At 49.3% G+C, this 19,662-nt stretch carries 16 protein-coding genes and 3 pseudogenes; 7 read left to right on the plus strand and 12 right to left on the minus strand.

The annotated features are described in order from the left end of the window. Positions 1–61 precede the first annotated feature (61 nt). The 6 genes from RIF25_RS05495 to RIF25_RS05520 form a co-directional block, all read right to left on the minus strand. A complete protein-coding gene (locus RIF25_RS05495) occupies positions 62–394 on the minus strand; it encodes a hypothetical protein (protein ID WP_322877542.1) in 333 nt (110 codons plus the stop codon). A 76-nt stretch (positions 395–470) separates the two neighbouring features. Beyond that, positions 471–1,283: an ABC transporter permease gene (locus tag RIF25_RS05500; protein ID WP_322877543.1), complete on the minus strand. Its 813-nt coding sequence runs from the start codon at positions 1,281–1,283 to the stop codon at positions 471–473. Further along, positions 1,280–2,323, minus strand: a complete 1,044-nt coding sequence (locus RIF25_RS05505) for an ABC transporter ATP-binding protein (RefSeq protein WP_407682336.1) — start codon at positions 2,321–2,323, stop codon at positions 1,280–1,282. The genes RIF25_RS05500 and RIF25_RS05505 overlap by 4 nt, the downstream gene beginning before the upstream one ends. 86 nt (positions 2,324–2,409) lie before the next feature. Further along, positions 2,410–3,528 carry a glycosyltransferase gene (locus tag RIF25_RS05510; RefSeq protein ID WP_322877545.1) on the minus strand — a complete coding sequence of 373 codons (1,119 nt, stop codon included), beginning with the start codon at positions 3,526–3,528 and terminating at the stop codon, positions 2,410–2,412. A gap of 17 nt (positions 3,529–3,545) precedes the next feature. Continuing rightward, complete coding sequence (locus tag RIF25_RS05515; RefSeq protein ID WP_322877546.1) at positions 3,546–5,681, minus strand: hypothetical protein; 2,136 nt, start codon at positions 5,679–5,681, stop codon at positions 3,546–3,548. 88 nt (positions 5,682–5,769) lie between these two features. After that, a complete protein-coding gene (locus RIF25_RS05520; RefSeq protein ID WP_322877547.1) occupies positions 5,770–6,903 on the minus strand; it encodes a cob(I)yrinic acid a,c-diamide adenosyltransferase in 1,134 nt (377 codons plus the stop codon). Positions 6,904–7,071: 168 nt separating this feature from the next. Here RIF25_RS05520 and arsM point away from each other — a divergent pair. From arsM to dnaG, 5 genes and pseudogenes are all read left to right on the plus strand, one after another. Continuing rightward, positions 7,072–7,893, plus strand: a pseudogene (gene arsM, locus RIF25_RS05525) (arsenosugar biosynthesis arsenite methyltransferase ArsM); the annotation flags it as partial. Between the two features lie 118 nt (positions 7,894–8,011). Beyond that, positions 8,012–8,437, plus strand: a complete 426-nt coding sequence (locus RIF25_RS05530; protein ID WP_322877549.1) for a plastocyanin/azurin family copper-binding protein — start codon at positions 8,012–8,014, stop codon at positions 8,435–8,437. Between the two features lie 115 nt (positions 8,438–8,552). Continuing rightward, a complete protein-coding gene (locus tag RIF25_RS05535; protein WP_322877550.1) occupies positions 8,553–8,765 on the plus strand; it encodes a hypothetical protein in 213 nt (70 codons plus the stop codon). After that, positions 8,752–9,024 (plus strand): annotated as a pseudogene (locus RIF25_RS17145) (type II toxin-antitoxin system RelE family toxin). Before RIF25_RS05535 ends, RIF25_RS17145 begins: the two are co-directional and overlap by 14 nt. 84 nt (positions 9,025–9,108) lie before the next feature. Further along, a pseudogene (gene dnaG, locus RIF25_RS17150) lies at positions 9,109–10,662 on the plus strand (DNA primase); the annotation flags it as partial. Positions 10,663–11,605: 943 nt separating this feature from the next. Here dnaG and RIF25_RS05545 read toward each other — a convergent pair. From RIF25_RS05545 to RIF25_RS05565, 5 genes are all read right to left on the minus strand, one after another. Then, positions 11,606–13,276 (minus strand): cyclic peptide export ABC transporter, encoded by a 1,671-nt coding sequence (locus RIF25_RS05545; RefSeq protein WP_322877552.1) that lies wholly within the window; start codon positions 13,274–13,276, stop codon positions 11,606–11,608. Positions 13,277–13,418: 142 nt separating this feature from the next. Next, positions 13,419–13,634, minus strand: coding sequence for a hypothetical protein (locus RIF25_RS05550; RefSeq protein ID WP_322877553.1), 216 nt, complete (start codon positions 13,632–13,634; stop codon positions 13,419–13,421). A 104-nt stretch (positions 13,635–13,738) separates the two neighbouring features. After that, on the minus strand, positions 13,739–13,930 hold the full coding sequence (psb35, locus tag RIF25_RS05555; RefSeq protein ID WP_322877554.1) for a photosystem II assembly protein Psb35: 192 nt from the start codon (positions 13,928–13,930) through the stop codon (positions 13,739–13,741). A gap of 88 nt (positions 13,931–14,018) precedes the next feature. Beyond that, the gene (locus tag RIF25_RS05560; protein ID WP_407682329.1) at positions 14,019–14,720 is read right to left on the minus strand and encodes a PHP domain-containing protein; all 702 of its coding nucleotides are present in this window, start codon (positions 14,718–14,720) and stop codon (positions 14,019–14,021) included. Between the two features lie 165 nt (positions 14,721–14,885). After that, a complete protein-coding gene (locus tag RIF25_RS05565; RefSeq protein ID WP_322877556.1) occupies positions 14,886–15,737 on the minus strand; it encodes a TPM domain-containing protein in 852 nt (283 codons plus the stop codon). 206 nt (positions 15,738–15,943) lie between these two features. Between RIF25_RS05565 and RIF25_RS05570 the strand changes: the two genes are divergently transcribed. Beyond that, a complete protein-coding gene (locus RIF25_RS05570) occupies positions 15,944–16,669 on the plus strand; it encodes a DUF4079 domain-containing protein (protein ID WP_322877557.1) in 726 nt (241 codons plus the stop codon). A gap of 97 nt (positions 16,670–16,766) precedes the next feature. Further along, on the plus strand, positions 16,767–17,885 hold the full coding sequence (locus RIF25_RS05575) for a hypothetical protein (RefSeq protein WP_322877558.1): 1,119 nt from the start codon (positions 16,767–16,769) through the stop codon (positions 17,883–17,885). 15 nt (positions 17,886–17,900) lie between these two features. Here RIF25_RS05575 and RIF25_RS05580 read toward each other — a convergent pair whose 3' ends face one another. After that, positions 17,901–19,655 (minus strand): phosphodiester glycosidase family protein, encoded by a 1,755-nt coding sequence (locus tag RIF25_RS05580; protein ID WP_322877559.1) that lies wholly within the window; start codon positions 19,653–19,655, stop codon positions 17,901–17,903. Positions 19,656–19,662: the final 7 nt, after the last annotated feature.

The following is a 19,662-nucleotide window of genomic DNA, read 5'->3' on the forward strand; positions in this document are numbered from 1 at the left end:
GGATCGGGACTCCAATATTAATGATCAACTATTCATCGGCAAGCAGGGGCCAACAGGGGCTTTAGGTCTGGCCACAGCAGGTATCAATCCCCAGGCGTTGCATCAATAAATCACTGACGGCATTGGCAATGGCAAATTCACTATAAAAGCTACGGGAGAAATCAAACATCTGCATTTCAGTGACAATGGCAATCACAATTGACCCCAGATCATGCTCCCCCTCAATTCGCTGTCGAAAATAGACTTGGGCGGCCCGGGCAGCGATGGCTTGGTTGACGAGTTCTGGTAAATATTCCTGATCCAGCCAGACCCCCAGGGCAGTTTGGAGCCAGGTCACTTCTGCTTCTAAGTCGGGAGAGGGGGGTAAGGTCACAGCTGGGATGGGTTGAGTCATAGCCGAGGCCTGGGTGAACGTCCTGTTGGTTTTATTTTAAGGGCGGATCGGGCCGAGAATACCTGGATCAAGGTGCTTAACTGCGCTGGAAACGAAAGGCATCAATGGATTGGGCGGTGAGGTAAATGCCCAAAAAGATATAAGTCGCGAACAAAACGAGGCTGTTGGTCTTGATTACACCTTGGGTGAGAGAGTTGAAATGCTCCACGGGGGAGAGGTAGGTTAAGACGCTGCCCAAATCACCGCCAACACTTTTAGCAATAATGTCAAAAATCCAGAGGACGAGGATCAGGGCAAAGGTCATGACCGCCGCAATAATCGTGTTGTCTGTCAGGGAAGAGATAAACATCCCCAAGGAGAGGATAACCGCGGCTAGGAGTACCAGGCCCCCGTGGCCAACCAAAATTAAGGCAATGGACATCGGTGGGTTGGCGGCACTGTAGGCCAAGCTTTGATAGATCAACAAGGGAACAATTAAGGTCAAGTAAAAGGTGACAACGGCCAGTAATTTTCCGACAGCTACGGCCCAGTTGGTAATGGGTGAGGTGGCCAAGAGTTCCAAAGTGCCGCGCTTGCGTTCTTCGGTGTAAAGACTCATGGAGAGCATCGGCAAAATCACTTGGGAAATTGACCCTAAAACCCCTAAGAAGCCTTGGAGAATAATTTGCGGCACATCTATAGGCTGGGGTGCCATCCCAAATTGCTGTTGAGCGAGATCGTTTTGAGCTGCCTGCTGGGTCACGGTTTGGACAATAACCACAAAGAAGATGCCTGCCAAGAGCCAAAAGATGCCTGCAATGACGTAGGCAAAGGGAGAGTAAAAGTAGCTCTGGAGTTCTCGCCGATAGATGGCCAGAATGTTAGCGAAAATTAGCCGTAATTGCTTCATGGGTTGGTGGGGGCTGGGGTATCGGAGTCAGGGGCGGCTGGATCGGGGCTAGGAACTGGGGCCGGTCTAGCTTCTGGGGTAATGTCTTCTTGGGTGGTCAGCTTGAGAAAAACATCTTCTAAGTTATCCCGATTACGCCGCATTTCGTATAAGTCCAGGCCAGCTTCAATCAATCTCCGGGAAATTGTCGCTCCTAAGTCTTCGGAGCCGGGCAGGGTCAGGTGGAGACGGTAAAGATTGGTTAAATCCAGATCCTTATTGAGGGGATCCCCCCAGGCCAAGGTGGTCGCCTCCTGACTGAGAATGGAGCTTAACACGGCTTCAATCTGGGTCTTCTCGCCGCGCACTTCTAGCTCATAGCGATAGCCGCCGGCCAACTGGGTCATCAACTCATCCAAGGAACCCGTGGCTACCACATTGCCGCGATTGATAATCACCACCCGATTACAGGTCATGCTGACTTCCGGCAAAATGTGGGTGGACAAAATCACCGTCCGCTCGCCGGCTAACTGCTGAATCAGTTTCCGAACTTCAATAATTTGGCGCGGATCCAGGCCAACGGTCGGCTCATCTAAAATAATGGCCGGGGGATCATGGACAATGGCCTGGGCAATGCCAACCCGTTGCCGATAGCCTTTAGAGAGTTTGCGGATTAAGGTTTTGGCTTTGTCTTCCAGGCCACAACTCAGGAGGGCTTTTTTGACCTGTTGCGGGCGATCTCCAGCACTGACTCCCTTAATTTCGGCCACAAAGTTAAGGTACTGGGCCACGGACATTTCTGGATAAAGGGGCGGGGATTCTGGTAGATACCCAATCCGTTGCCGCACTGCCATCGGATCCTGATGAACTTCAAACCCATCAATGGCGGCTGTCCCCCGACTAGCGGGTAGATACCCGGATAAAATCCGCATCGTGGTGGTTTTCCCCGCTCCATTGGGGCCCAGCAATCCCAGGATTTCCCCAGCTTCAGCCTGAAAACTCACATCCCCTAGGGCCTGGGTCGAACCATAAACCTTGTTCAAATGGTTAACTTCAATCATTGGGGTGGGCACAGATTACTCCCCGAATATCAGCACTCTAGAATTTTAAGCTGCTCGGCCCCGTTCTACACAGATCATCCATCCCACTATGAATGGAATTGCTTCGTTTGGAACTCGGCCCAGGCCTGGTCAATGAAGGCCTTAATCTCCGTTTGGAAACGCTGAATCGTAAATTTTTGGGCGTGGGTACTGATTTCTTCAGAACTGGCAGCAATCCCGTTTTGTTCAAACTCTGCAATGGTATGGCTGAGGCTAGAAACAGTTTGTTGCTGAAAAAATAGGCCAGTTTGTCCAGAAATAACGGTTTCACAGGCCCCCCCACGACCATAGGCAATCACTGGCGCACCGGCCGCTTGGGCTTCCACCACCGTAATCCCAAAATCCTCTTCGGCAGCAAAGACAAAGGCTTTACAGGTTTCTAAATAGGTTTTGACCACTTCATCCGGTTGATAGCCGAGGATCTGCACATTGGCACGGGCCTGGGATTTAAGGGTTTCGGTGCCATCCCCAATCATGACCAAGGGCAAACCCAACTGATTAAAGGCCTCCAGAATGAGTTCCATCTTTTTATAGGGAACATGGCGAGCCATAGCCAGATAAAAGTCTTGCCGGGATTGATTGGCCTGGAATGGGGCGGTATTCACAGGGGGATAAATCACCTCGGCATTGCGCTGGTAGGTTTTCTGAATCCGGCGGGCGACAAACTCAGAATTAGCCACAAACCGATCAACCCGTCCCACGGTCGCCACATCCCAGAGCCGGAGATAGTGCAAAATTAACGCTGGCAAAACCCGCTTCCAGCCGCGACTCAGGCCACTGGTTTCCAGATATTGCTCTTGTAAATCCCAGGCATAGCGGATGGGGGTGTGAACATAACAAATATGCAACTGATCCGGACGGGTTAAAATCCCTTTGGCCACAGCATGATGGCTGGAGAGGACTAAATCATAGGCCCGCAGATCAAACTGCTCCACCGCCAAGGGCATGAATGGCAAATAACTCCGAAACTTACGTTTGGCGAAGGGGAGGTTTTGCAAAAATGAGGTGGTGACAGCTTTGTGGTGAAGAAAATCACGGGCGGGCCTGGGAATAAAATCCACCAAGCTATATAAATCTGCTTCTGGATAAAGATTTAAGAGTTGCTCGACAACCCGCTCAGAACCGGCATAGCTGGCAAACCACTCATGGACAATGGCAACGTTCATCAATGGCCCTACTTTGGTTAATCTCGCCCCCCAAACAGCCAATTGATATTGATGCCCAGAGACTTGCCATCTTGAGCAATTAATCCTCCCACCGGCATACTCTGGCCAGCGGCATTACTCCCATAAATATCAATACTGAAATTAGTTTTGGGAATGGTATAGCGAATCCCGCCACTAAATACTGAACGTTGCCCCGTCAAAATTGGGGTTGCTTCAGCAATCAGTTGCAGGCCTGGGAAAACCTCAAAGTTGGCCCCAAATCCTAGCCCAACGGGTACTTGATGGCCCCCCATGAGCGCGACTTTGGGATTAAAGAAGAGGGCCAAAGAATCAATTGGGCGATAATTCATCGGCATTTGCAAGGTAGCAATGGAAATTTGCCCACTGACGGCCCGGTTAAAGGAGCCTTGGAAACCAATGGAGAGGGGATCACCCTGACTTTGATCGAGGAAACGCAGTTTTGCCGCCAGGCCAAAGTTGGTTTGATTGCTATAGTTGACCCCAGGCAAAAGACTAACTCCATCCTCTGGTTTCTCAACAAACAATTCAAACTGGGTGTCGTAGGTTAAGCCCACCGCCACACTGCCGCCATTGCCAACTCCGCCAAAGTTTCCATGCAAGCGCATCATTTCTGGCAAAAGCGTATCTGCCGTCACAATCGTAAAGCCGTTGAGTAATAGTTGCCGATCCCGTTCAGTCAGGGGAACACGGGGGCGATCACGAAAACTGGGCAGGAAATTCTGGCCAAATTCAGGCGTGTAGGTTAAACCAGTACCAAAGGAAACACTGGCCCCATCGGGGGGAAAGGCAATGGTTCGCAGGGTTGGCGTTGTCCCAAAGGCATTGGTGGCATAGAGATCCACCCCAACCGCTGGATTGACGAGAAAGCGAAAACCACCACTCCAGACCGGGGTAATAAATAACTGACCATTGGCGGCATTGATGGCATTTTGCCCAGGCCCAACGGGAACGGTGACATCCCCAAACACACTGACCTGTTGATTAAACTTCCAGCTAAAGCCCGTCCCCAGGTTAAAGTTCGTCCCATAGAAGGGTTGCCCCCCGGTGAAGGTACTGGGCAAAAAGGTAATGCTGGGGGTTAGATGCCACTGAAAATGCCCATCATCATCAAATGTCCAGGTTAAGGGCGATTGAATTGAACCCACAATCATGCTGTCCTTGGTTGTTCCCAGGCCGGGGGCAAAGACAAAATTACTGGAGCTAAATTGCAGGTACTCAATCGAGCCGCCCACAGACCAAGCAAGGTTATCCCCCTTAAAGACTTGGTATTTGAAGTTTGGCGCAATAGTCACGACTGTAATGTTGGGATTTTGCCCCTTGATGAAGCGGTAAATGGGATCATCAAAGAAATTAGCGGTTAGGCCCAATTGCCACCGATCCGTTATCCCCCCATCCACGGAGCCATAAAAAACCTCCAGGCCATTACCCGGATCCAAGTTGGGATTGGTGGTGTAGGTAAAGAGACCCCCAGTAAATTGAATCGTTCCAGCGGGAAGTTGGTTGGCGGTATCCAGATTAAACAGCCGGATCGGGGGAAGCATCAGGGGCGTGGGTGTAAATTCAGAAGTCAACTCTGCCGGGATGGGTTCGGGGGTATCTGGCGTATTGCCATTCTGAGTCACGGCATTGGGGCGAATACTGGCCGGCTCCTGCTCCAATAACGAAGAGGGATCACGATTACTGCCGGCCTGATCGGTGGTTAAAAGCCCATTTTGACTAGTCACTGGCGTTGGTGGATTGGCGGGAGTTGGCTGGCTAGGTTGGGGAGAACTGGGGGGTATGCTCTGGCTGATCTCAGGCGTTTGGGCCTCAACAACCGGGGCATTGATCAACAGGCCATTTCGACTGATGACCGGAGTTGGCGGGTTAGTTTGGGCAGAACTGGGGGTTAAATTCGGGCTCCCAGCAGGAGTTTGGGCCTCAACCGGAGCTTTGATCAACAGGCCATTTCGACTCATCACTGGAGTTGGCTGGCGGTCTTCAGGAGTTTGTGTCCCCCCAACAGGGGCATCACCTTGGGATGGGTCAGGTTTAGGGGGCGCAGGGGTTGTTTGGGGCGGTGTCGGCAGCGCATAGGTGGCCGTTCCCAGGCCCCACCACATTAGTCCCGTTGCCCATAATAATTTTTTCATTGCTCTTTATACCCCTCACACCGCATTTTGTTAAGCGCGCTTTGCCAAACTTTACCGCAAACTGCCTCTACTTAACTCTATCCCCTGCTTAAAAATCAACACCCCGTTTGAGGTCAATCCCCCGTTCGGCATAGTGTTTGTGGCAAATCATCTCCGAGTGGATGCTAGCGAGATCAAAGTAGGCGGGGGGATGCTTACAGCGGCCGGTGATGATAATTTCGGTATCTCGGGGTTTACGGAGAAAGGCCTGGACAATGGGTTCAACGGGTAAGAGTTCTAGGTCAACGGTGGGATTAAGTTCATCAAGAATAATTGTTTTATAAAATCCCGAAGCAATGGCCATCCGGGCAATTTCCCAACCCCGTTCTGCTTCCACATAGTCCAATTCCTGTTGTTGTCCCCGCCAAACAATCGCATCCCGGCCACAGCGTTGATGATCCACCAGATAGGGATAACTCTGTTGCAGGGCCGCAATGGCCGCATCTTCCGTATAGCCTTGGCCGCCCTTCAGCCACTGCATAATTAGCACCCGATGGGATTGATCTTGGCTAATGCCTTTACCAATGGCCTGGAGGGCCTTGCCGAGGGCACTGGTGGATTTGCCTTTACCGTCACCAGTATAAATTTCGATCCCTTCAATGCCTTGCTGGAGCGCAGTCGGATGAAAGTGGGGGCGCATTTCTGAGTGCAGATCCGCAATTTCGAGGAGTTGAGAAGGGGTTCCCCGGCCCGTGGTGATAATTTCGAGATCATCGGATTTTTTCTTCAGTACCCGCACCACTTCATCTACAGGCAACAGGCCCAAATCTAAAACTGGATTCAGTTCATCCAAAACAATCACCGAATAGAGACCGGACGCAATGGCTCCTTTGGCAATGTCCCAGCCCCGTTGTGCTTCTTGGCGATCTAGCTTGGTAATTTGGTCGGCATTAAAAAATTCTGCTCGGCCCGTGCGGACCTGATCGATGAGATGGGGAAACCCCCGTTGGAGAGCTTCAATGGCGGCATCTTCGGCATAGTCACGCCCCGGCCCCTTGAGAAACCGCAAGAGCAAAACCCGAGTTTGCCAGGCCGAAGCAATCCCCAGGCCGATGGAGCGCAACACCACCCCTAAGGCTGCTTGGGATTTTCCCTTGCCGGCCCCGTCATAGACATGGATTTGCCCAGTTTGGCGTTCCGGTCTAATTTGGGCGGTTTGAATACCGATACCACTGCGCATCATGGAAACAATTACCAGGCCTGGGGGATAGCCACTATCTTAAGGGTGTTCAATTTCTATATCTTAATAAAATTTCCGGGTCTTCTCAATGGCCATCTTATGGAAGCACGTTGCCTCAAGCTGAGAGAGAGTTAGCCAACTAGACTAGAAATACCCTCCCTGGATGCTGAGATGAGCTACCTAGATACCACCGCTGAATTTTATGCCACTGTTGCCCAAACTCCAGAGGTTGGCCTGTGCTGTGTTAACTCCGAAACCGTAAATTTGCCAGATTTAGCGATTCCAGAGGTGATGCAGGCCATGAACTACGGCTGTGGGACAACGGTACAGGCCTCAGAATTAGCCAATCAACCGACTGTACTTTATGTGGGTGTGGGTGGGGGTCTGGAAGCACTCCAGTTTGCCTATTTTTCCCGCCGGCCTGGGGCTGTGATTGCCGTGGATCCGGTTGCCGAAATGCGAGACGCGGCCCAGCGAAATTTAGCCCAAGCAGCAGCACTGAATCCTTGGTTTGAGCCGGAGTTTGTCCAAATCGTGGCCGGGGATGCGTTTCATTTGCCAATTTCAGATGAATCTGTAGATGTGGTGGCCCAAAATTGCCTGTTTAATATCTTTGAACCCCATGATTTAGCCATTGCCCTTCAGGAAGCTGCCCGTGTCCTCAAGCCCCAAGGCCGATTGTTGATGAGTGACCCAATTACCACCGTCCCCATTCCCGAACATTTACGCCAAGATGAGCGACTGCGGGCCATGTGTTTATCCGGGGCCTTGACCTATGGGGAATATCTTCAGCATTTAGCCCAGGCCGGGTTTGGTCAAATTGAAATTCGCGCTCGCCGCCCCTATCGTGTTTTGGATCAAGCAACCTACCAATTAGATCACGATATTGCCTTGGACAGCCTGGATTCAGTGGCCATAAAAACGCCAGTAACCTGTGGTAGCCCGAAGATCATTGATTTATCCGCAGACAGTGCTGTGATCTCCAATGGCCAGGCCCCGAAATGTTGTGGTTAGTTTCCTCTCCAAATAAAATGTGATGAATTATTGATGATCAGGCCTAGCCTTCTTGCAGTTCATTAGGATAGAGTCCTGGTTTTGTTGAGGTTAGCCCGTGCAGAAATTTTTGCTCTTTGTCCTCGTGGCCCTATTTTGGTTAGGAAATTCTATCCCCGGCCTGGCGGTGACTGCCCCAACAGATGTAGCTATTAGCTTAGGCAATGCCTCTGATGCGTTAAAGTTCTTTCCCAATCAACTGGAATTTAGAACTGGACAGAAATATAAGCTAACCTTAACCAACCCCAGTCACAGCAAGCACTATTTCACCGCCAAGGATTTTGCCGATAACAGTTGGACTCAAAAAGTTGAAGCGGGGCAAGTTGAAGTTAAGGGCGCGATTCATGAACTGGAACTCCGGCCTGGGGCCACAGCCGAATGGGTTTTTGTCCCGATGAAATCCGGAACCTATGAACTCCATTGCTCTGTGCCAGGCCATCAAGCGGCGGGCATGGTGGGGGAAATTATCTTAAAAGAGTCTTGATGAAATTTTCTCATCTACTGATGTTCTCAACCAAACCATACCTAAAAAGAATGTTCTATAATTTAGCAGAATTGAAACTTGATTGTTGAACCAATAATGATCTTGAGGCTGAGAAATGCTCGAAATTCCTAAACAATATGTCCTGGATGATCAACAACGCATTCTTGCAGTTCAGAACCCCATCGCGATTTATAACCAAATTGAAGAAGTGTTAGAAGATTTTGGCTTGTCAGAACTAATGAAAGAAGTTGAAAATGATGAGCTAGTTTCAGGTGCAGCGGCTGGATCTTATTATCAATCGCTGAAATCCGAAAATGTGGGATGTTGAATATACGAAAAAATTTCTAAAGGAACTGGCTGGACTGTCCATCCATGTGCAAGATGGAGCTGAAAGTATTGTGTTTTAAGAACTTAAATCAGAAAACCCATTTGCTCTCGGCTATATTGAAAAAATGAAAGGCTATCCTGATAAGTATAAAATTCGGATTGGTGATTATCGGCTTGGCATGACAATCAATAGTTCACAAAAGCAAATTGTTTGCCAGAGAATTGCTCATCGTCGAGAAATATACAGGATTTTCCCCTAAGTTAAAGTTTAAACAAACAATACCTAGCTTTCTAGGGTTTAAGGTTATGATTTATCAGTTACGTCAGCTTGAATCACTTAGGTAATGACGACTGCCCCCCGCCTCCATCCCGATACGATTGAACAGGTACGCGCCCGCGTTGATATTGTCGAGGTGGTATCGGATCATGTCGCTTTGCGGAAACGGGGTAAAGATTTTGTTGGTTGCTGCCCCTTCCACGATGAAAAATCCCCCAGTTTTAGTGTCAGTCCGGCCAAGGGCTTTTATTACTGTTTTGGCTGTGGGGCTGGGGGCAATGCGGTTAAGTTCCTGATGGAGGTGCAAAAACGCTCCTTTAGTGAAGTCGTCCTCGATTTAGCCCAACGCTATCAAGTCCCAGTCCGCACTGTTGATGAACAGCAACGCCAGGCCCTGCAACAGGAAATTTCTCTGAAGGAACAGCTTTACGAAATTCTCGCTCTGACTTGCTCCTTTTATGAACACGCCCTGAGACAACCCACCGGCCAGGCGGCGTTAGAGTATGCGGTTCACAAACGGGGGTTAGATCAGGCAACCATTCAACAATTCCAAATTGGCTATGCTCCGGCGGGTTGGCAAGTTCTCTATCGCTATTTAGTCGAGCAAAAAGGCTATCCTGCATCCCTGGTGGAACAGGCCGGGTTAATTGTCCCCCGCAACCAAGGGGATGGCTACTATGACCGGTTTCGAGATCGGTTGGTGATTCCGATTCATGACCCCCAAGGGCGGGTGGTTGGCTTTGGCAGTCGGACGTTAACCAATGAGGAACCGAAATATCTCAACTCGCCGGAAACGCCGCTGTTTAGTAAAGGCAAATTACTATTTGGGTTAGATAAAGCCCGCCACAGCATTGCTAAACAAGACCAGGCCATTGTTGTGGAAGGCTATTTTGATGTGATTGCCCTGCATCGGGCCGGAATTACCCAAGCTGTAGCTACCCTCGGAACTGCCCTCAGTAAAGAACAAGTCCGGCAACTGTTGCGCTATCTGGATTCTAAGCAAGTCATTCTTAACTTTGATGCCGACAAGGCCGGGGAAAAAGCGGCCCAACGGGCTATCGGGGAAGTGGCAGATTTGGCCTATAGCGGCGATGTGCAGTTACGGATTTTAACGATTCCCCAAGGTAAAGACCCGGATGAGTTTCTCCAGCAACATTCGGCCCAGGATTATCTCAATTTAGTCACGGCGGCTCCCCTCTGGTTGGATTGGCAAATTCAGGGATTGTTAGATACCCACGACTTATCCCAGGCCGATCAATTTCAAGATGTCACCCATAAAATTACGGCCCTCCTCGGTAAACTCCCCAGTGCTACCCTTCGCAGTCATTACATCCATCGCTGTGCCGAACTGCTGGGGCAAGGGGATACGCGGTTAACGCTCAGGCTAGAAGAATCCTTACGGCAACAGGTACGGGGGCAACGCTGGCACGGACGAGGGCAAAAATGGCAACGACCGACTGATACCACCTTACGAGAAACGGCGGAAGCCCAACTCTTACGGATTTATCTTCATATTCCTTCCGAAAGAGTTACCATTCATAAAACATTAAGAGAGCGTGATCTGGAATTTACTTTCTCACACCATCGATTCTTATGGCGGCAAATACTAGACATTGAGGAAAAAGCTTTTTCTAACTTTTCTAATGTGAATAAGTCATTCCCTGAAAATCTCTATATTGATGAGTGGGTTCCAGTCCATAATGATGATAATTTAATATTGGCAGTTCAGGATCTATACTCTGAGTTCCATACAGCAGATTTTCGGAAGCAAATAGAGCATTTGTTTAAGCTCGATGAAAGAACCTCAAAAGATTTAATCACTCCTAGGCTTGCCATTGAAAAAGCAGCTAACGAGCTAGAGCGAATTATATGTGAGAAACGTTTAGCTCTTATTCAAGAGGAGTTATTAGGTATCAGTTTTGAGTCAATTAATGACATCCAAACTCTATGTAAACAAGTTGATGATCAATATACTCACATAAACAACTTGTTAAAAAAAAATTGTCTTCAAGAATATCCTAGCCCCACCTCATCAATTCAACTTGCTGCAAAGTGTCTCAAAAATATATTGAAAGAAAGACATAGTATTATAATTAATAATATAAACTTAATATCAGTTATTCAAGAGCTATGCACTGATTATCCAGTTGAAATAAAGCAAGTTTTTCACTTGTTTCATCTAGATGAGTTTACTTATTTAAACTTGCATCGTTCCAGTTTATTAATTAAAGCTGCTGCTGCTTCATTAGAGCGTATTGCAGTTGAAAAACGCTGTCGGTATTTTCTCCAGACATGGCAAGAAACATTAGCTTTGCTCTTACAAGAATCTCTGGGGGGAGAAGCTTTAAAAATCTTTTTAGAGGATCAATTAACGCTTGACGAAGTCACTATAGCAGAGGATTTTCCAGGTGTGAGTTATGAGAAATTGTTAACACTGAAGAGATTACAGGATGACTATTACAAACATCGCGACTTTCTACAAAAACTAGATAAACAACGCTGTCCTGATTGGTCAGATATAGTAGTGGCTAATCAAGAAATGATGGAACCGGTAGATTGAAATCCTAAGTAGAAGAGTTAGATGTAGTTGATGCTTGATACTCCCGCCCAAGGGTATCTGATTCAATTTGCCCGTAGTCTAATTTAATAATCCGGTCGGCAACTTTGAAATAGCGATCATCATGGCTAATGGCAAAGATAGTTTTTCCCCGTTGTTGCAGGGTCGGCAGCATTTGAGTGTAGAAGAAATCTCGGAAAATCGGATCTTGATCAGCAGCCCACTCATCAAAAAGATAAATGGGGCGGTTTTCTAGGTAGGCCGTTAATAGCCCAAGGCGTTTCCGCTCCCCCTGGGATAAATTAGTTGTGGATAGCCGATCCCCTTGAATCGCCACTTTATGGGCCAGCCGCAGCAGTTTGATATAATCCTCGGCCTGGGTCAAATTGTTTTTAGTTTCAATTCCTAAAAGCCGGTCAAACAAAAAGAAATCAGAAAAGACGGTTGCAAAATGCTGGCGATACCATTCCTGTAAATCGGGAGTAATTACTTGTCCATCTAGACGAATTTCGCCCCCTTCCGGATCGTAAAGGCCAGTAATAATTTTCGCTAAGGTTGATTTACCACTGCCATTGCCACCGACAATAAAAATTAACTCCCCGGCCTGGAATTTCAAATTTAAGGGGCCTAAGGTAAACGTAAAGGGATTATCTGGACTGCCGCTTTGATAGGTATGGCGAATGTTAATCAGTTCTAGGGTTTGCCAGGCCCCCAAAGGCGGTAATTCTGTTTCTGAAGTTGTCCTTGAAATATCCTCATTGAGGGTTAACTGTAAGGATTCAACTTTGGCTAAGGCAACACTGGCCCGACTCAGGATCGGGATGGCTTCAATGACGTGCTGCATCGGTAACATTAAATAAATAATCGTCAAAACATAGCCAGACATCACTGGCCCACTCACCCCCAGCAAATTGGGCAAGGTAAAAAGAAAAAAGCCAATGGTGACAAACAAGAGCAACTGCCCCCAACTGGCCGCAATCGCAAAAACTGTTAAACCAATTTGATTCTGTTTACGGGCTTCAGCAACAGTCGGTTGAAATTCTTCGGTGATAAAGGCCTGGCGGCGTTCCCGATTGAGCTTGAGTTCCTTATTGCCCTCGGTTAAAGCCCGAAAATGTTGAAACAGTCGATCCTGCTGTACCCTGGCTGCTGTTAAAAATCGCCCTGCCTTCCCCGCCAAAAAGAGATAACTCCCTGTGCCAAAGCCAATTAAAACAATCAAAATAAAAAATAGGGGAACGGAGAGCCAGGCCATGTAAAGTAAACAGCCCAGCACAATCGCAATCGCATTAAATAAATTAGGTAAGACCGAAAACGACCGGGCCACAGCTTCCACATCGTCCGTTAAGGTGGCTAAGAGTTGGGCATTGCCGAGGGCTTCCAATTGGCGCAGGGGTGAGGCTAAAATTCGGCTCCCTAAAACCAACCGCATCTCAGAAACAGCCTGTTGCGCGGCCTGGACGAGGAGAACTTGAGACGCAAAATGGGTGAAAAGCAGCAGAATCCCTAAGATCGTAAATCCCCAGGGCAAAAGAGACTGCAAATTGGTCAAGTTATTGAGAGCCGCATTGATCAACGCAATTAACCCGGCCGTACTCGCCCCATTCAATAACCCCGCCAGGCCGGCCCCCGCCACTGTTCGCCATGCTGACCGAAGAAGTAAATAAAACAACTGCACTCGGCCTGTTTACCTCAAACTTAAATGAATTTTGATTGCCTGTCCAATTCTCGCCATATCCGATTCAGCTAGACAACCCATAAAGCTACCTATCCGTAACTTACTGGCTGTTGTTAACTGATCTATCATTGCCTTATTTGGTTTAAATATCCCCAATGGTGGCCTCAGCCCATGCCAAAGCCTCAGCTTCCCGCTCCTGATCGGCTGCCATTTGACGATAACCCTCATCTAAATCAACATCCATGATCTGGGGTCGAATTAAGTTCTCAATCAATTGACTAATGGTCTCAGTTCCAACTAAGCAACTCAGTTTGTTATATATCTCTTCATCTAGAGTAATTTTCAGCTCTTTTTGCATTCCTTTACCTCCAATATCTCTGGCGTTAACTTAAAAATCTTGACTTATATCAATAATTCTACAAGTTATAAAATTTTGAAGACTGAGGTGAAAGTCTGCTAGTTTTAAGGCTCATCATCTACTTTTGGTAAGAAATCAGGGCGTTCTTTATCTTCCCACCCGGCCGGACGTTTTGAGTTATACCAGGCCACGGAACCTAAACTGACAGCAGCAATAAACCCTAACGCTAAGACAGCGTAAAACGGCCCTAAGCCTTCAAAAACTGCTGCTAAACCTGCCAATGGGCCAATTAACATAGCGAGACACCTTGAACGGAATCAAAAAATTACGCATGATTTAAGCCTGATCTTACGGCCGAACGTCCCCGCCTGGGCCTGGGGTTAACTAAATCCGCTGGAGAATATTTAGTCCGTGAGTATCGGTGCCACAGGTTTCTAAGAGGCCAAAGCGTTGAGCAAAACCGCCAACTAAATCCATTGTCTCTGATGTCGGAGTCCAAGGGCGCGGGTTTCCATAGGCATAGTAGGTTTCTACCCCGGCGATACCCAGTTTTGCTGCTGCCGGAATCAGTTCAGTGGCCGGACGTTTATAGCGGGCGGGATGGGCTAAAACTGTAATGGCTCCGGCCTGGTGGAGTTGCTGGATCACCCTTTGGGCAGTGGCGGCGGTTCCAGTTGGGGCTGTGCCTTGGAGATAGGGGGCCAGGCCGGGGTGATGGGGGTTAAAACCATAGCCGAGAATATGGACTTCCACATCCAATAAAGTCGCTGTAATTTCAATGCCGGGCCAAAGCCTTGGCTTACAGGGAAAGTCCAGTTGACTCAGCCAGGCCTGGGCCGCAAAATAGCCTTCAACTGAATGATGATCTGTGATCGCAAAGTCAATCAGACCAACATCTAATGCTTGATCAACTAAAGTTTCTGGGCTAAGTTGGCCATCCGAAGCCGTGGTGTGGAGGTGAAAGTTGTAGAGATGGGGACAATTCTGGGCATTGATCCGGCGAAATACGGCCACCAAGTCAGCAGGAAGTTGGTCTAAACGTCCGGTATCATCAGAACCAACAGCAGTGGCCAAAGTCATAGGCATTACGAATTATTACAATTCATCTATCCTCAGTATAAACTTTGGTAACAAGAGTTGTCTGTCAGCAAAAATACTTAATTCTGATGGCTCATCCCACTTCTTTAAATCAATTGAATTTCTGGACTGAGTTAAGCGCAGTGGTGGAGAATCGCCAGCCCCCGGTTTAAGTTAGGTTTCTGAGGGAGTTGAAGGTGTTGGAGTTGGGACAAGAAAGGCGATTAAAGCCCCAGCCATAAAGCCAGCAATATTACGGAAAATGGGAACCCATTCGCTTGTTCTCACTAAAACCGGCCCCAGGCCAAAGGCCAAGAACAACATCCCCCAAAGGGGTGAAAACAACAAAATCCATTTCCAGGCCACGACTTGATTTTCTTGACGGGGACGGGCCGCAAAGCCAAAAATTACCCCACCCAAACCAGAGGTAATTAGGGTTAATATCCACTGCTCAGACGGTAAACCAGGAACCGCTCGACAGCCCCCCTTAACTAAGCAATTTTCAATCGCCTGGAGGGACTGGATAATGGCCTGGTCTTCACCATTTTCCCGGACAAAATATTGATTGCCAAAGCGGGTTTGCAGTTCAACCCAAAAGGTGCGTTGTAAGACTCGGTAAGCATCATCGCCAACATTAAAATTGAGAATATTTCCGCCCCGAGAGTCAGCCACTAATAAAATGCTGTGATCGTCCAGTTCCCAAAAGTCTTTCACCGCCAGGCCGGGGGTGCGATCATATTGCGTTAAGACCCGTAATTTCCAACCCGTATCTGCCTCAAACTGCTCCAGTTGAATCCCTAATTTTTCCTGCTGCACGGGGGTTAAGACCTTGGCAAGATCTACAATGGTTGTGGGCTGGGCCGGTAAAAGTTCTGGATTGTTAAAGGCCCAAGCCGGGGTGGTCAGGCCCAAAATTAAGCCGCAACTCAGCGCCAGCCCCCAAGCCACAATCCCCACCTGTCGCCCCCAACCCCCGAGTCTCACCGTTCTTAGCCCAGAGATTGTGGCGTGAATGAGTTGCAGCATAGAGATTTATTAATAGTTTTCTTTACATATCTTAAGCTTATGGTAACGATTAGCGGTCTTTCCGGCAATGATCCCCAAGTTTTAAGGGACAGATTCGCAACGAAGCTAAAGTCCTGGCCTGATCCCGCCGACTTCTCAGGTAATTCTCAGAAATCAAACCTAGAATACAGCCCTAAAATACACATAGCCAGATTGAGACGTTCACAATGCTGCTAAACCTTGCCGATATTCTCCTGTTAATCCACCCCATTTTGGCCTGTACCTTTATCTTTCCGGTGATTGGTATTGTTGGCTACCTGGCCTGGCAAACACGACAACGGCGGCTCTCTGCTCCGGGGGAAACCAAAGGGAAAATTTCACCCCAAGTTGGTCGGGAACACGTGGCCATTGGGAATTTATTGGCGGCAGGAGTGGTGGGGATTACCCTTGTGGCCCTGGCCTATGGAGTCACCTATGGCTATCAAGGATTTTTGGATCAGGCCAAGGATGGCAAACTTAGCACCGTGCAAGTGGGGTTTGTGGTTGTGATGTTTATTCTGACAATCATTTCCTTTGGGATCTTGATGCGGACTCGTTCTAAGCTCTGGCGAGGTATCTTTGCTACGTTAGCGGGCCTGGGCATTGGGGTTTTAGGTTGGCAGCCGGGGATTTTCCATCGCAATGATGAGTGGTACGTCTCCCATTACTATTTTGGAATTGTCGCCAGTTGGTTGATGATCTTTGCTGCGGCCATTGTTCAGGATATTTACCAGAGTAAGAAATGGCGGCGGGTGCATATCATTTTGAACTCCCTAGCCCTGATTTTGTTTATTCTTCAAGGGGTAACTGGGACGCGGGATTTATTGGAGTTGCCTTTGAGTTGGCAAGAATCTGTCGTTTATAGCTGTAACTTTGACCCCAAATCCCCAGAGTTTAAGACCTGTCCTAAGTAGTCTCTGCCGAAAAACTCAGCCCCGGCCAGCCTTAGTCTCCCAGGGGGGCGGCGGAATGAATTAAGGTGGCAGATGAGCCTTTTGGGTAGCTGACCGGATGATGAAATTGAGTCAAGGGGTGATGTTTGTTTTGTTGGGCCTGGCCTGGGGCTGGCTTGGGAATCTACGAGTTATTGGACAAGAAAATGTCCTACCAGTGGGAGTCGGAGCGCGAGTAACAAAGGACTTGGCCCGGCAGTTAAAGGTGTCTCCCCAAAGCCTGAAGATTCTGACCGCGACTCCCCAAACCTGGCCCGATACCTGTTTAGGCATCCCCAAAGCCACTCCCCAGGCTTGTCAGCCATTGATGGTGGTGGGTTGGCGCGTCAGTGTGAGTGATGGGCAAAAGCAATGGTTTTATCGCACTAATGATTCTGGGCAGTTAATCGTCCTGGAAAATCTCCAGTCTCCAGTCCCCCTGTTACCCCAGGCCACGGCCAATGTGATTTTGGCTCAAGCGGCAACCGACTTTAATCAAGATCCTGCAACCCTGGTGATTACCGCTGCTACCCCAAAAATTTGGTCAGATGGTTGCCTGGGCCTGGGGGGCTTGAATTTGCTCTGTGCCGAAACCCTAACTCCGGGCTGGGAAGTAGCAGTGCAAAGTCGTCTGGAAACAGTTCCCCAACGCTGGCTCTATCGGACAAACCAGGCCGGGACGGTCATTCGTTGGGACGCGGCCGGCAGTCAGGTGATTGGGCAATTAGTACAACCTCCGAGCAAAATTGATCCCGCCGATTTACCCCCTCCATTAACCGAGTCGCAATTATTTAGAGTCATCAGAACTGGGGGAATTAGTGACCGACAAACCGTGACTTGGCTGCTCGCCGATGGGCAAATTCGCCAGGAAAGCACCGATCCCCAAGGACGAACCCAAACCAAGCAACTCCAGCAAATCTCCCCGGAACAAATCGCCCTTTGGCAAGAACTCCTCCGTCAACGCCGCTTCAATCGCTTTCATACCTATAAATTTCCGCCCCCACCCGATGCCCAAGCCTTTATGACCATCTTTCTCTCTAACTCCCAGTCCACCACTGAATTTACGGATCTGGATCAATACAGACTCCCCAGTGATTTGTTGTCCATTCTCCAGGCCTGGGAAACCTTAGTCAGTAAAGGTCGCTTACCTGCTGCGGTCTTGCCCGATGCCCCTTTACCCAATCCGGCGAATCGTTAATTGATCTCGATTTGTTCAGTTTTGAGGCGGCTTAAAAAAGATCCCAATCCCATTGGCGACCCGCGTTGTGGTGACGGAATGGCGATCAATTAACCGGCCGCCCAGGTAAAGATTGGTTGAACTACCCCCATCTAGGTTCAGGGCCTGGGTTGCGCCGAGTTGTTGGAGAATTGTTGCCCATTCCGGTAATGTCGGGCCAGATCCCCCGAGACGATTATGGGTGGTGACTAAGCGAATTTTGCCATCGGGCATTTGAATCATGGCACTCCGGGGAGCAGACTGAGCATCCAGGCCCCGCCCAAACTGTTCAATCGCGGCATCAAGGACAATTTTCCCGTTATCAATCAACAATGGCCCTGCGCCAAGAATGTTGGGAAACCCATCAAAGTCACTCGGGAGGGGAGTTGTTTGCAGTTCCACCGTTTGGCCTGGGGTTAAGCTGTCTGGAATCGCCCCCGTCCCGCGCCACACCAATAAATAGCCATCGGGGGGAATCACCCAGGCCTGGCCGCCCGCAAGTTGACGATTGGTAATTTGGTTATTTTGGACAGTGAAAATGGTTTCGGTGCTGGTTTGGGCAGAATAGCGCGGCCCCCAAGCCGTGGTGTAAATTGCCAGGCCGGGTTGTAAAAAGCCACTATTCAAATCCGTCAGATTCAGCCTCTGCCCACTCCCCAGGATTAAGGTTTGGCGCAAAGCTAAGCGGCCGACTTTGATTTGTCCCTGGTCTGTCCAGCCAATCGCCCCCCGATTCAGAATTGGCCCCGAAATCCATTGCCCCTGACTCCGGATCGCCCCTAACGGCATTTGTTTATCGCGATTAAAAAATCCGCCATTGATCGCCCCGGCCACCTGCCAGCGTTGGGCCAATTCCGGTAAGGGTTGGATACCGATTAGGGTATTGGGGCTTGGCCAAATGGGTTGCAAACTTAAGTTGGGTTGTTTGGGATCAAAAATCAGCGAGCTGAGGGGAAATTGGCCACTGCGGAGGGAAATAGTTTCTTCTTGCCAGGCCAGGCCGGGGGCCCATTGAATCGTGCGCGAGGGTGGGGGATCGCGGCGAAAATCTACGACAATCCGGGGCGGGTTAACCAGCATCGAAACTTGGGGGCGGGTCGTGCCAGGTAATGCCGTTTCCCAGATCGTTCGGGTTGGGGCGGTGGTGACTTTGATGTTGGGAATGGGTTCGGCGGGGCCTTGACTAGCTTCTACGGTGAGGGCAAATTCCCTAGGGGTCAGGCCGGTGCGACTGTTGGTGAGACGGCTAATTTGCCAGGGGGTCGGCCGGCTGAGATCAATCACCCAGCGCGTTCCCCAAGGTTGCTGTCCCTGGCGAAATCCTAAAACCTGGGCCGGGGGCGTGGTAATTTGCAGTGTCTCCCCTTGGGGTTGGACTTGCCAGGCCTGCTGTTGAGCAATTGCCGCAATATCGAGATAACGGAACATCCCATTGGGACTCCAACGCGCGCTCAGGGCCTGGGAACTGCCATTAAACCACTCCACAGGTTGAACTTGGGGATTGCTGGTGCTGAGAAGATTAAACCCAAAGCGATTGGCCAGGCCAGCATCACTAATCCCTAAGGTTGGTTGTCCCTGAGCATTAACCCCTTGACTCCAGGCCATGACATAATCCCGACCATTGAGAGTCACTTTGGTCCCGGCTGTGGGCGGACTTAACTGGGCCGTTGCTAATCCTGCCGCCAAACCCAAACCCAGGCCCAGGGAAACAGCCACTGAAACATAAGCAGGCCAAGGTTTTTGTGTAAGCATAGGGCAT

This window comes from Pseudocalidococcus azoricus BACA0444 (genome assembly GCF_031729055.1).
GTDB classification, from domain to species: domain Bacteria; phylum Cyanobacteriota; class Cyanobacteriia; order Thermosynechococcales; family Thermosynechococcaceae; genus Pseudocalidococcus; species Pseudocalidococcus azoricus.

Excerpts from the sequence above, each read along its gene's own strand:
- RIF25_RS05495 (WP_322877542.1), bottom strand. The coding sequence starts at position 394 with ATGACTCAACCCATCCCAGCTGTGACCTTACCCCCCTCTCCCGACTTA.
- RIF25_RS05500 (WP_322877543.1), bottom strand. The coding sequence starts at position 1,283 with ATGAAGCAATTACGGCTAATTTTCGCTAACATTCTGGCCATCTATCGG.
- RIF25_RS05505 (WP_407682336.1), bottom strand. The coding sequence starts at position 2,323 with ATGATTGAAGTTAACCATTTGAACAAGGTTTATGGTTCGACCCAGGCC.
- RIF25_RS05510 (WP_322877545.1), bottom strand. The coding sequence starts at position 3,528 with ATGAACGTTGCCATTGTCCATGAGTGGTTTGCCAGCTATGCCGGTTCT.
- RIF25_RS05515 (WP_322877546.1), bottom strand. The coding sequence starts at position 5,681 with ATGAAAAAATTATTATGGGCAACGGGACTAATGTGGTGGGGCCTGGGA.
- RIF25_RS05520 (WP_322877547.1), bottom strand. The coding sequence starts at position 6,903 with ATGATGCGCAGTGGTATCGGTATTCAAACCGCCCAAATTAGACCGGAA.
- RIF25_RS05535 (WP_322877550.1), top strand. The coding sequence starts at position 8,553 with ATGCTCGAAATTCCTAAACAATATGTCCTGGATGATCAACAACGCATT.
- RIF25_RS05550 (WP_322877553.1), bottom strand. The coding sequence starts at position 13,634 with ATGCAAAAAGAGCTGAAAATTACTCTAGATGAAGAGATATATAACAAA.
- psb35 (WP_322877554.1), bottom strand. The coding sequence starts at position 13,930 with ATGTTAATTGGCCCATTGGCAGGTTTAGCAGCAGTTTTTGAAGGCTTA.
- RIF25_RS05560 (WP_407682329.1), bottom strand. The coding sequence starts at position 14,720 with ATGCCTATGACTTTGGCCACTGCTGTTGGTTCTGATGATACCGGACGT.
- RIF25_RS05565 (WP_322877556.1), bottom strand. The coding sequence starts at position 15,737 with ATGCTGCAACTCATTCACGCCACAATCTCTGGGCTAAGAACGGTGAGA.
- RIF25_RS05570 (WP_322877557.1), top strand. The coding sequence starts at position 15,944 with ATGCTGCTAAACCTTGCCGATATTCTCCTGTTAATCCACCCCATTTTG.
- RIF25_RS05575 (WP_322877558.1), top strand. The coding sequence starts at position 16,767 with ATGATGAAATTGAGTCAAGGGGTGATGTTTGTTTTGTTGGGCCTGGCC.
- RIF25_RS05580 (WP_322877559.1), bottom strand. The coding sequence starts at position 19,655 with ATGCTTACACAAAAACCTTGGCCTGCTTATGTTTCAGTGGCTGTTTCC.